Raw genomic sequence first — 12,037 nt, 5'->3', positions numbered from 1 at the left:
ATATCATCATTCCTTAATCTTAATGTGGACAAATTTTGTATTTAAATTATATATAATTTTATACGTAATAAAGGACGACACTTTTATATTTGAAATAAGGCACCAGTCTACCTAATGAACTTATAGTACCCACTTCTTATTAAACTATTCTGCCCAGTTAGTCGAATAAGAAAAAGCCACCAATATGGCAGCTAGAACTTCAACGCTTGTTCCTGTTATCTTTTTTCAATCTTACAAATCCACTTATAATAATTCAGTAAAATAACTAACAAAATAGGGTCAACAAGAATAGAATACTCCAGTTTCCACCACCCATAATTAAAGTACCCCCAAGGTTCTGGAAGTAATGCTATTACTTCATAAATCAACATAAATACTAACCAGCAAATATAATAAAGAATTCTTATTAATAATGGAGAGTTAAATGGATACCAATTCAAAAACATCATATTTACAGTGGTAAAAGCATTGTAAGAGTAGGTAAAGCTGCGAAATCAACATGTCGTGTAAAATACCAATAACCATGGTATTTTTGATCAATATACAAATCAGCAATCGCCTGCAAAATAATGGTGAATGACCAAATATGAACAATTTGATTTTTAGTAAGTCGCTTGTTAGTTTTTAAAGCAATTAAATTAAAAAGAATAACAGCAAAAATAAGTCCAATCATAAAAAATGTCCTTTTTTAACTATTTTTCTCTTATCATTGTTAAATTATTCTGGCATTAGTCCTTGTTAAGCTAACCTGCCCGTTACTTCAATACGAAATTAAGCATTTTGGAATTTTACTCTTCAAATACTTGTTATTTGGTTATAACAAAAATCATAATGATTTTGAATGTTTACACAAATTTAACAACTTTAATAAAAATATAATGATATAATTTACGAAAAGGTTTACAATAGTTCGAGTTTGAGGTGAATAGTTAAATGAATATCTATGAAAAGTTACCTGTTGAGTTTTTAATTCGTTTTTATAATGAAATTATTAAAAATATTGAAAAAGGTATTCTAACGAAAAATATGTATTATGAATTAGGCATAATTATTTCTGTTGCTAGTCGGAGAGGAATTTCCTTAGACCAACCGTCTGATTTTAATGAAGTGATTAATCAACAAGCCTTAAATGATTTATCACAAACGGAACACGTTGGATCAGAGTGTGGTTCTCAGATTGCCTAAACCGTTGGATTAGCTAAACTAACTTCCATAGATATGAATGACTTTAAATAATAAAAGGTGTTGCTTCCAGTTTTAGGTAACACCTTTTATTATGGTCAGCTTATTAAGTAAAGCTACAACGTTAGTTAAAGATGAAACTTACTTTTTAATCCATATTACCTTTGTATAAGCTATACGTAATCCCGCTCTTTCCATATTATTTTGACTGACTGAGCCAAATTTTGCTAACCTGCCAGTTAGTGCAGCAAGCATGAGCTGGCAAGTATGTATAAATCTACAAAAATGACAGTTTTTCTTCACGTTTTCGTCTAGCATATTCTCTTTTTGATTTAAGTACACGTTCTCTATTTTCTTCCTCATACTTTTTCTTTCGTTCAAGAATACGTTCTTTATTTTCTTCATAATACTTTTTATTGTAATCAGGGTTTTTCTCATGAAACTTCTTACTTTGCTTTTTGATATTGTCTTTATTCTTTTGGTACCTACTTCTCCTATATTCAGTTATTTTCTCTTTATTTCTTTCGTACCGTTCCTTATGATAGTCAGGCTTATTTTTATAATACTGCTTAATATATGAACTAAGACATTCTTTACATTTGTTACTCTTTCCAGCTAAACATTTATCAGACTTGTTGAAATGACTTAATTCTTTCATTTCTCTGCAACCAGTACAACGCTTTGAGATAATTTCGCCATTACTCTCGATATACTCAGTACCTTTTCTGTTTCTCTTTAATACTTGATAGGCAGTCATTTTGATTCCCCTTATTGTTCCAACCAATTATAGAACGGCATTGGTTCTTCTTTAATTCCCATATGTTCACGGATAATCCTAGAATTTTCCTCTTGCCTGCCATTTTTGCAGACAGTTCTTTAAGGAAACTTAATACTGAACTATATTTAGCCATTGACCATCGGGACCAATGGTTATATGAGATACTTTATTTAATTGAAACATTTCATAAATGTCCAAATTCTTCTTGGTTAATTTGTTTAATTGTTCCGATACATCAGTCTCCGAAAAAATCAAGTAATCCATTGTAGTAGACCGTAAATAAAAATCATAAATATATTGTTTTTGGCTGTCCTTTACATAACCCAAACAACCCATTTCCCTTGTTAATGTACGTGGTAAAGGGAAGTTGTTAACTTCAATAAAATCATTTGAAAGTTCATTAAATAGGTCTTGTTCATATTGAGGAATAATCGCATAGATATAACAATCTTGCTTGTAAAAGCTATTGATTATGCTAACAAACCCTTGTTCATCAATTTTTTCATCGAGTAATATTTCCATTTTTTTTCGGAATGCTTCTCAAATGCTAATCACTCCTTTCTTATGATTATACAATTAGACGGGAGATGTTTCCTTCTTGAAGTAACCTGCATCCGTTAGTTGAACAAGCACTGACCAACAATTGTTTCAACTCTCTCCTTTTATACTTTATAATCATTACTAACAAGGGGGAGTTAGATGGTACAAGAAAATACTTTAACAAAATTAAAAAACTACGCAAGAAAACTAAAACAAAATTTATTCGTTCTATATTTATCATACAAAGATAATAGAGTACCTTGGTACGCTAAATTGGTTGCTATTTGTGTAGTTGCTTATGCTTTTAGTCCTATCGATTTGATCCCTGACTTCATTCCTGTATTGGGTTATCTCGACGACCTAATTATTGTTCCGCTGGGCATTTCACCGGCACTAAAATTAATACCACCCTACATTATTAAAGAAAACAGAGAAAAGGCAGAAGAAATTAGGAAAAATGGTAAACCAAAAAACTGGTTTGTTGCAATACTATTCATTCTTATATGGATTTTATTTGTGGTTTGGATTAGTAATGGTATATTTCATTGAAAATAGCTATTAAATAACATTTAGGGATATGCTTCTTTACATTTCCCTTCTTCAACAAATCTGCTCAGTTAGTCACAATAAAAAAGGGATCGTTTCAACAATCCATTTCTTTTGTGACAGGCGGTCTCGCTTTTTCGTATATTAATAAATGTGGAATGCTGATCAATAAATAAGATGGTGAGCTGGTATGAGAATAAATTTATCAGAGAAACAAACCGCGGAAATAAAACGAATCGTTCAAAAAGAACTTTTGTTAAAAGGAATCGAACCAACAGATGAATATCTATTTATCCACTGTTTTTCGAAAATACATAAGGAAACCGTCTATTATCATCTGTTAAACGAAAATGATACGTTAATTATCCGCTGCTATGCACGCGTGTTTGACAACTTAGGTCTGTGCGAGATAATCAGAGGTACAGCAAAAAATGTATTTGAATATGTGGTAAACCAAACCGGATTACAAAACACAATCTATATAGAAAACGGGATAGAATTTAAATTTTAGGCTCTGTTAAATTTAAATGTAGATTTTTATATAGTAATTAGGGAACCTTCATTTGTTGAGATTCCCCTTTCATCTTAAACTAGTCGAGTAGAAGGGAGCCTTTCTACCTTGCGGTAAATTGTACTCCTCCCCCCTCACAGAACCGTGCTTGCGCTATTAACGCACACGGCTCCTCCTAGTTATCATTTACAAAATATAGCTAATTTCTTTTCTTAAGTCGTATATATTAACCTTAACTCTTGCGTAGGGTAATGGATATTTATTAAGAAAGAGTCTGAATTTATCCCAAGTAAATGATTTCCTTTGACTTCTTCTATTGAGCCATTTAAACAGTAAGTACCCGATTTTGTCTCTGAATTTGTTTACACTTTGGGTATTATCTGTGATGCAATAATAGTTGTAATAACCTACTAGTGAGCGTTTAAATCTATCCATAATCATATGAATGTCTTTATTTCTGTTAATTTCCAACCATTCTTTAGTTTCTTTTGGTTTAGCTTGGACTTTCTTCTTGCTTGTTCTCCGTTTTACTCGAAATTTCCCTTGTTTACTCCTACCGCAATAGTGTGTAAATCCAAGAAAATCAAAAGTTTCCGGTTTACTTCTTCCCTGTTGATTTGCATTTTGCTCCGCAAACCGCCCGAAGGGTATGATTTTGGTTTTATCCTCAGCTATTTCTAGATTAAATTTCTTTAATCTCAACTTTAATGAATGGAAGAATTGCTCGGCTTCACATTTATATTGAAAACAACAAACAAAATCGTCTGCATATCTCACTATGTATGCTTGTCCCTTGCACTGTTTCCTAACCCTTTTCTCGAACCATAGGTCAAGGACATAATGGAGGTATACATTGGCTAATATCGGAGATATTACTCCACCTTGCGGTGTGCCTTTGTCTGTTTTATATTTCTTACCTTCCTCCATATATCCACCTTTAAGAAACCTACCAATGATTCTAAGTAAGTTAGGGTCAGCGATTCGCAGTTTTAAGAACTCCATCATCCATGTGTGGTCAACGTTGTCAAAGAATCCTTTAATATCTACATCAACTACATAATTTACTGATCTCTTTTCAATATAATGGTTCAGTATTTTCAAAGCATCGTGGCAGTTACGATTTGGACGGAATCCAAATGAACAGTCTAGAAAATCATTTTCATAGATGGTATTTAGTATTTTCGTAATGCCTCTTTGAACAATCTTATCTTCATGTTCCGGAATTCCCAATGGTCTTTTCTTGTTTGAATTGAGCTTTGGAATATACATTCTTCTTACTGGAACAGGATGATAACTATTGCTTTTAAGCCTATTTACTAAATCCTCTATGTTTTCTTTTAGATTTTCACTGTATTGCTCTTTAGTTGTACCATTAACCCCAGTTGCCTTTTGGTAGGTAGCTCCTGGTGACATTGAGCTAGTGATTGCTCATTTAATAAATGTGCAAGAGATGTAAATTTCATTTTAGAATCAGATTTTGCTAATTCTGCTATCCTTAGTAGTTTTGTTTCCATTTATTATCCCTACCTCTGTGTGTAGTAAATGTGTCCCTAGTAAGGGTGATAACTGGTAGCTAGCCTTTCCTCCGTCGGCATTACCCAACTTCATTGGTACTACACTGCTATCCGAATCCCTACATCGGCATTTGGTTTCCTTGCTTATTATCGCTTGTACACCATACTCTTCTAAAAAAAAAAGAAAAGACCGGTAGGGTCTCCCGAGTTGCCGTATCATATCAATGTATAACGTGCCAAGGTCTCTGACTCCAGAGAGGTTTTATCCTTCTTGCCTTTAACGAAAGATAAAATGTAGCTTTCTGCTGTGCGTAAGGCATCAGCCCTCTCGATTTACTAACATTATGGAGCTCAATCGCTTCAACCATTTGGCTTTCGGCCCGCCACCTAACTGTCTACGCTTAAAGACTAAAGTTACCTTTAGCCCTCCAAGACTCGCTACGAGCGAATGGCTAGTTCTTACTCGACGGGAATCCCACCCGCTATATGATACGACCTATGCTCGGCCGCACACGCAACCCGTTACTTTAAGTACAATTCTTCACAATCTGCTTTGTAAATTTAATCACATATAGACGATGCCTTATTTGTTAATTGTCCCAAGCATTATTTGGCATTTTCTGAGGAGCCTAACTCAGCTAAGGCTATGATAAAAATAAAGAGGGATTATATGAAGTAACCTCCAGCAATAAAAGCACAAACCTCCACCGTTCCTAAAAGAAACAGGCGTTTCTACTAATGTAGAAACACGCCTGTTTCTTTTAGGAACTTCTGTTCATTTTTATTTTGACGGCGAGTTTATCAGCAAATCTTAATAAGGGTGGTGGTACGGATAGTGGTGGTGATGGTAGTACGGGTAGTGGTGATGGTAGTACGGATAGTGATGATGGTAGTACGGGTAGTGTGGGTGCGGGTGCGGATAGCCTGGAGCTCCAAAACCAAGTCCTGGTGCAAAACCAAAACCTGATCCTGGTCCACCTAAACCTACCCTCTCATTATAGGCATTAATCATGTAAACAGTCATCCTCCTCATTTCATTTTACATTAGAGCATATGCATTTTTGGGTTAAAGTTCTTGGGTATTTGTCTTGAATTCTAGAATTTAAAGGACATATGCCTAATACAACAGATAAAATGGGCTTTTCATTCAAAACCGTTTTCTCTGAATTACGCAGTAGTCAGTTTCAACACCATATTTGAGGGTTTCCATTATTTCACCAATAGTTGCAGCGCATTTAAGCAGCCTTCCATGTGTAGCAAATACATTTATCGGAGCGGCTGGACTATTGATTTGGCTAATCCCATAATGGTGTACTTACCCTAACTGGCGTTTAAATTCTTTACAGGCGATGAAATAAGCGATGACCATAATGCCGACGCACCAGGAAAGAGCGATCCAGATACCGTCGCCAACAGACCCTTCATACAAGAGGGCACGAATTGCATTTACGATTGAAGTTACGGGCTGGTTTTCAGCGAACGCACGGACAATTTTAGGCATGGTTTCGGTGGGGACAAAGGCCGAACTGATAAACGGCAGGAAAATCAGCGGGTACGAGTAGGCTGTCGCCCCTTCCATAGACCCCGCTCTTAATCCGGGAATGACCGCCAGCCATGTCAGCGCCAGCGTAAACAGCCCGAGTATCCCAGCTACAGCGAGCCAATCCAGGATATCAGCGCTGGAACGGAAGCCCATCAAGAGCGCGACGAGGATAACCACCACGACAGTAAGCGCATTGGAAACAAGCGAAGTCAACACGTGAGCCCACAATACCGATGAGCGCTTGATGGGCATGGTAATGAAACGCGCCATCAGCCCGCTCTTTACATCCGTAAATAGCCGCAAGGAAGTGTAAGCGACGCCGGATGCGATAGCCATCAGCAAGATTCCCGGCAATAAATAATTGACGTAGTTGTCCGTGCCTGTCTCTATAGCGCCGCCAAATACGTAGACAAACAGCAGCATCATCATAATCGGCGTAATCGCCACCGTGATAATCGTATCAGGGCTTCGCATGATGTTGCGCATTAAACGCCCTAGTAATACCCCTGTTTTGCTTTTCATTTACATCTCCTCCTTTTTGCCGATGATCGCGAGGAAAATTTCCTCCAATGTCGGCTGCTTCTCGATGTACTCCACTTTCGCTGGCGGGAACATCTCTTTGAGTTCGGTAAGGGTACCGGTTGTGATGATTTTTCCGCCATGCAGGATGGCGATACGGTCCGCCAGTTGTTCGGCTTCCTCCAGGTACTGGGTCGTCAGCAAGATGGTCGTGCCGCCGCCAGCAAGCTCCTTGACGGTATCCCATACTTCAATCCGCGCTTCGGGGTCAAGCCCTGTCGTCGGTTCGTCAAGGAAAATGACTGCTGGCGTCCCAATCAGGCTCATGGCGATGTCAAGCCGGCGCTTCATCCCGCCGGAATATTTGTCCGCCCGGCGGTTGGCCGCATCGGTCAGGCTGAATCTTGCAAGCAGATTGTCGGCGACTTGAGCGGTATTGGAAATTCCCCGCAACTTGGCGATCATTATCAGGTTTTCCCGACCGGTGAGCATGCCGTCCAAAGCTGCGAACTGCCCTGTCAGGCTGATACTCTGGCGAATTTGATCTGGTTGACGCTGGATGTCAAATCCGCAAATACTTACTTCGCCACCATCGTGCTTCATGAGCGTCGAGAGGATGTTGACCGTCGTCGTCTTGCCCGCTCCATTTGAGCCCAGCAGTGCGAAAATTTCGCCACGCCGCACATCAAAATCCACCCCTTTTAAGACTTCCTTATCTTTAAAGGATTTTTTTAACCCTTTTACAGAAATCGCTGCATTGCTCATACTTTTTTCCCCCTTATAAAAAGCGCAGCAAGGCGCTAGATTGCCTATACTTTCACTATTAAGTCTGACTGATATTCTGTATTACTCACTACCAAGTTAAAATATAACTGAATAGTGAAGGTAACACATTACATTTGTAACCAGCTATTCAGTCGAAATTATCTATTGAATTTACTTTTTTCCAATCGCTTCATGATTCGCTGATTCAAATTTTCACGATACTTGTCGACATAGGTTTTAGCGTTCGCCACTAGTTCGTCGGCAAAGGAAGCCAAGTCGTCCCCAGTGACGGTTTGAGTCGTTAGTGTCGATGCTTAGGCGAAAATCCACTAGGATTTCGCCGTTAGTCACGATCAATCGTATCGTTCAACTTCGTGAGATATTTGTCCCTCCAAGTTTTCTCGCCCTTCACTAGCTCGTCGCAGAAAGCAGCCACGTCCTTGCCCGTGAGGTCAGTGACTTTCTTGCCATCCGCTGCACCTTCCTCGAAGAGGTCGAGAATGCCGTAAAAGATACGGCTGCTGTCCTTCCAGTCGGTGGGACCACCACCAGCAGTCCACATATATTTTTGGATCGCTTTGTAAGCGTTGCGGTACTCACTTGGAAGTGCCTTCGCACGTGCCTCCATCGACCTCCATTCCCGCTTGTCATCCAGACTTCCGATAATTTTTTCAAAAATATTCATTTTACTTCTCCTTTTAATTTTATTTTAGTTTTAAGTTCGTTTATTTTACTTGAAACGAAATTCCATTTTTTCCAAAAAATTTCAAGCTGCTCTTGACCAGCTGCGTTCAGTGTGTAAAATTTTCTCGGCGGTCCCATAGTGGATGGCTTTTTCTCGATGTCCACCAGATTGTTTTTCTCAAGCCGCATGGTAATCGTATAAACTGTGCCTTCAACCACATCAATGAAGCCAAGTTCTCGCAGCTGTTGCGTGATTTCATAGCCGTAAGTTTCGCCACGGCTGATGATTTCAAGCACACACCCCTCAAGCACCCCTTTCAGCATTTCCGTGATATTTTCCAATTTTTTACCTCCATTTATATTTTACTTATTTTTTTTTAGTACTCTGTAACACGGGTATTTTGTGTTACTTATATTCAGTGTTACTGACTACTAGTATATAGTATTACTAAATAGTATCTTTTGTCAATAAAACTTTTCGTCAAAAGAGCCCGTTATTACGGCTTCAAAGGTGTTTTTATCAAATTTGACAGCTTAGACTTTAGCCAGACACGTGATTATTCTCAAGAAGAAGAGGCCATCCATTTTTTAGGACAGCCCCCTTTTAAGCTAATGATAAAATTTCTAGTAAAACTCTTTATCATTATATTGTTCACTTCAGAATGTTACCATCTTTACATCAGAGAAGGTCTCTCCAAAATGAATCGGCCTTCAACTGAAAACTATGAGAATACTGCAATTTTACGTGCGATAGATTCTGTTAAACGAGATGCTACTTTTGGAACAGCCCATTTAATAATTGGTGTTAACACCGCACCTGATAATCCACCTGCATGGACGTTCACCGTACAAGTCATTGTTGTTTTACCATTAACATCTTCTGCAGTAAAGTGACCGCTTCCTGTAAAATTATCTGACAAACCTTTTAGTTCAAACTTAATATTTGAAGGTTCATTCCATTCGGTAATATCTACCTGCGCTTGTATTGTTTTTTTAATAGCTTTCACACTACCTTCAAATGTCCAAATAGATTGCTTGTCATTTATGATTTCATGTTCTTTATAAGCTGGTACTGACGTTGCCCATTTTTCAAGATCACTGACATAATCCCAAACTGCTTGTACATCTACTGGAATTTCTACTATATGTGTTCCCGTTGCCATATGATCCCCACTTTCACTACGTATGAATTGTAAATTTACATTTTTACAAAATAATTATTACATAAAAAGCATTAAATTACATCACTGATTATACATAGCTTTCCTTTTTCCAATTCTCTACAATCTGGCCCGATTATTGAGCACAAGTAAAACACCGCTCTTCAACTAACTGCTCAGTAAGTGCAGTAAGCATCGCTTCACAAATATGAATAAGTATTAGTGTTTATACAGGTTTACCATTAAGTAAGATTCATAAAAAATTAATATACATTCCCCTTGTGTTTTTCTGTCTCATGCTGTTGTATAGAATGCTATAATGATTGAAAACCCTTTCTTTTTATGTATATAGTTCAAATAAGTAAAAAAGTTAAACTGGAGTGGGATTCATGGAGAGGAAAAGAAATTGGGCAGGTAATTTTCAATATAGTACGAATTACTGGCATGAACCTGAATCTGTTGAAGAAGTTCAACAATTGGTTTCAAGTTTAAAAAAGCTGCGTGTGATCGGAACGCGTCACTCGTTTAATAGCATCGCAGATTCGAATGAGAATATGGTATCCTTGCAGAAGCTCAACAAGGTATTATCCATTGATCGAGAAAAGCAAACTGTAACCGTGGAAGCAGGAATCAAATATGGGGACCTTTGTCCAGTGCTTCAGCAACATGGCTATGCTTTACATAACCTTGCTTCCCTTCCGCACATTTCGGTTGCTGGGGCTTGTACAACAGCCACACATGGTTCTGGGAATGGCAATCAAAATTTAGCTGCAGCGGTACGTGCGATGGAAGTGGTCACTGCTGATGGAAGTATTGTCACTTTTTCAAAAGAAAAATCGGAAGAAGAATTCCATGGTGTGGTTGTTGGACTAGGAGGATTAGGTGTAGTCACAAAGCTAACACTGGATGTCCACCCAAGTCATCAAATGAGGCAGGATGTTTACGAGAACCTTCCGTTAGCACAATTAGCTCAACATTTTGACCCCATTTCTTCTAGTGCCTATAGCGTTAGTTTGTTTACCGATTGGCAGGATGAAAGGTTTAACCAGGTGTGGCTGAAGAGCAAACTGACGGATGATCAGTCTGTTTCGTTCGGAGAGGAATTTTATGAAGCAAAAGCGGCCAAAGAAAATCTACATCCCGTACCCGGGGTTGGAGCAGAGAATTGTACAGCCCAGCTAAGCGTGCCAGGGGATTGGCTTGATCGTATGCCACACTTCCGAATGGATTTTACCCCAAGTAAAGGTCAAGAGCTGCAAAGTGAATATATTATGGCCCGCGAGCATGCCTATGACGCTCTTTGTGCGATTAGTGAAATCCGTGAACAAATTGCGCCGCATCTATTGATATGCGAAGTGCGGACCATTGCGCAGGACGAGCTTTGGTTAAGCCCATCCTATAAGCAGGATACCGTGGCCATTCACTTTACGTGGCAAGATAAATGGGAAGATGTTCAGAAGGTGCTGCCACTCATCGAAGCACAGCTTGAACCTTTTCAAGCAAAGCCGCATTGGGGAAAATTGTTTACTACTTCCCCCGCAAAAATACAGTCACTTTATGAAAAGATGCCTGCATTTCAGCAACTACTTATGAAATATGATCCGAATGGCAAATTTCGCAATGCATTTTTGAATAAATATATATTTAATGCGGCAGAGTGAAAGAGCTAAGCAAAATAACCGTTTGAATATGAGGGCCTCTTGCGAATAAATGCAAGAGGCCTGTTACCGCTGAGTACCTCACTAACTTCCTTACTGTTAGTTTGCAGATTTTCAAACCCCATAGTCATCATCTCTTTGAAAAAACTTATCCATGAAATAATACTTTATAAATTTCAACTTCCTTTGCTTCGAATTTGCAGAATAGTTGATTCGATTAATTGATACCGACATCACAAATTTCTTAGTTTACATAACAATATTTAAGTTAACCAACTCGTTACGATTATTAAAAATGCTTCTCCTTCATATACTGTAGCACCCTAAGAATGCTTTTTCATTACACTCATCAATCTTCACCCGCCGTTAGATTAAGTTCAAATCCCCTAGGAATTTGTCTTCCGGTAGGTATGGCAGGTTGCGTTTGCTTGGGTACAGGTTTTTGGTTCTCATGATACGAATCAATTTCCTCTACCGTCAGTAGAGATTCATTTTGCCAGTTTTTTAGAATTCCAACTACATAACTAAGCCTTCGCTTGTTATTGGCACACGCAATATTCATCGCTTTTAAAATGACCTCTTTCGGCTGTAGGAAGCTGGAATCCTCTAACCAAGCTAACAGCTGCTGTTTCGCATT

The 12,037-nt window shown here is 38.3% G+C and carries 16 protein-coding genes and 1 pseudogene; 4 read left to right on the top strand and 13 right to left on the bottom strand.

Annotated features, from left to right (window positions below; translation table 11 throughout):
- Nucleotides 1-451 precede the first annotated feature (451 nt).
- Nucleotides 452-673, bottom strand: coding sequence for a hypothetical protein (locus COD92_RS33520; protein WP_306418533.1), 222 nt, complete (start codon nt 671-673; stop codon nt 452-454).
- Nucleotides 674-933: 260 nt separating this feature from the next.
- Between COD92_RS33520 and COD92_RS29100 the strand changes: the two genes are divergently transcribed.
- Nucleotides 934-1,185, top strand: coding sequence for a hypothetical protein (locus tag COD92_RS29100; protein ID WP_098527970.1), 252 nt, complete (start codon nt 934-936; stop codon nt 1,183-1,185).
- Nucleotides 1,186-1,323: 138 nt separating this feature from the next.
- On the opposite strand, the pseudogene COD92_RS33125 reads toward COD92_RS29100, so the two are convergent.
- From COD92_RS33125 to COD92_RS29085, 3 genes and pseudogenes are all read right to left on the bottom strand, one after another.
- Nucleotides 1,324-1,410: pseudogene (locus COD92_RS33125) on the bottom strand (GNAT family N-acetyltransferase); the annotation flags it as partial.
- 49 nt (nt 1,411-1,459) lie between these two features.
- Nucleotides 1,460-1,939: a hypothetical protein gene (locus COD92_RS29090; protein ID WP_098527969.1), complete on the bottom strand. Its 480-nt coding sequence runs from the start codon at nt 1,937-1,939 to the stop codon at nt 1,460-1,462.
- Between the two features lie 129 nt (nt 1,940-2,068).
- Nucleotides 2,069-2,482, bottom strand: a complete 414-nt coding sequence (locus COD92_RS29085) for a hypothetical protein (RefSeq protein ID WP_098527968.1) — start codon at nt 2,480-2,482, stop codon at nt 2,069-2,071.
- 177 nt (nt 2,483-2,659) lie between these two features.
- Between COD92_RS29085 and COD92_RS29080 the strand changes: the two genes are divergently transcribed.
- Nucleotides 2,660-3,049: a YkvA family protein gene (locus COD92_RS29080; protein WP_098527967.1), complete on the top strand. Its 390-nt coding sequence runs from the start codon at nt 2,660-2,662 to the stop codon at nt 3,047-3,049.
- A gap of 187 nt (nt 3,050-3,236) precedes the next feature.
- Nucleotides 3,237-3,557, top strand: a complete 321-nt coding sequence (locus tag COD92_RS29075) for a hypothetical protein (RefSeq protein ID WP_098527966.1) — start codon at nt 3,237-3,239, stop codon at nt 3,555-3,557.
- 186 nt (nt 3,558-3,743) lie between these two features.
- Here COD92_RS29075 and ltrA read toward each other — a convergent pair whose 3' ends face one another.
- From ltrA to COD92_RS29035, 8 genes are all read right to left on the bottom strand, one after another.
- On the bottom strand, nt 3,744-4,970 hold the full coding sequence (ltrA, locus tag COD92_RS29070) for a group II intron reverse transcriptase/maturase (protein WP_255286544.1): 1,227 nt from the start codon (nt 4,968-4,970) through the stop codon (nt 3,744-3,746).
- 912 nt (nt 4,971-5,882) lie between these two features.
- Nucleotides 5,883-6,095, bottom strand: coding sequence for a hypothetical protein (locus COD92_RS29065; protein WP_176541070.1), 213 nt, complete (start codon nt 6,093-6,095; stop codon nt 5,883-5,885).
- Nucleotides 6,096-6,386: 291 nt separating this feature from the next.
- Nucleotides 6,387-7,136: an ABC transporter permease gene (locus tag COD92_RS29060; RefSeq protein WP_098527964.1), complete on the bottom strand. Its 750-nt coding sequence runs from the start codon at nt 7,134-7,136 to the stop codon at nt 6,387-6,389.
- Complete coding sequence (locus COD92_RS29055) at nt 7,137-7,898, bottom strand: ABC transporter ATP-binding protein (RefSeq protein ID WP_098527963.1); 762 nt, start codon at nt 7,896-7,898, stop codon at nt 7,137-7,139.
- A gap of 158 nt (nt 7,899-8,056) precedes the next feature.
- Nucleotides 8,057-8,149, bottom strand: coding sequence for a hypothetical protein (locus COD92_RS29050; protein ID WP_480254355.1), 93 nt, complete (start codon nt 8,147-8,149; stop codon nt 8,057-8,059).
- Nucleotides 8,150-8,241: 92 nt separating this feature from the next.
- Nucleotides 8,242-8,583, bottom strand: coding sequence for a DUF1048 domain-containing protein (locus COD92_RS29045; protein WP_098996763.1), 342 nt, complete (start codon nt 8,581-8,583; stop codon nt 8,242-8,244).
- The gene (locus COD92_RS29040; RefSeq protein ID WP_098527961.1) at nt 8,580-8,924 is read right to left on the bottom strand and encodes a PadR family transcriptional regulator; all 345 of its coding nucleotides are present in this window, start codon (nt 8,922-8,924) and stop codon (nt 8,580-8,582) included. The genes COD92_RS29045 and COD92_RS29040 overlap by 4 nt, the downstream gene beginning before the upstream one ends.
- Before the next feature lie 380 nt (nt 8,925-9,304).
- On the bottom strand, nt 9,305-9,745 hold the full coding sequence (locus COD92_RS29035; protein WP_098996762.1) for an SRPBCC family protein: 441 nt from the start codon (nt 9,743-9,745) through the stop codon (nt 9,305-9,307).
- A 386-nt stretch (nt 9,746-10,131) separates the two neighbouring features.
- On the opposite strand from COD92_RS29035, the gene COD92_RS29030 reads away from it, so the two are divergent.
- Nucleotides 10,132-11,403 carry an FAD-binding protein gene (locus tag COD92_RS29030; protein WP_098527959.1) on the top strand — a complete coding sequence of 424 codons (1,272 nt, stop codon included), beginning with the start codon at nt 10,132-10,134 and terminating at the stop codon, nt 11,401-11,403.
- A 346-nt stretch (nt 11,404-11,749) separates the two neighbouring features.
- On the opposite strand, the gene COD92_RS29025 is transcribed toward COD92_RS29030, so the two are convergent.
- Nucleotides 11,750-12,037: DnaD domain protein (locus COD92_RS29025; RefSeq protein ID WP_141561158.1), on the bottom strand; the 288-nt coding region annotated here is incomplete at its 5' end.

This window comes from Bacillus sp. AFS037270 (assembly GCF_002585305.1).
The sequence above is the reverse complement of the archived record's forward strand: the minus strand, read 5'-3'. Positions and strand labels throughout refer to the sequence as shown.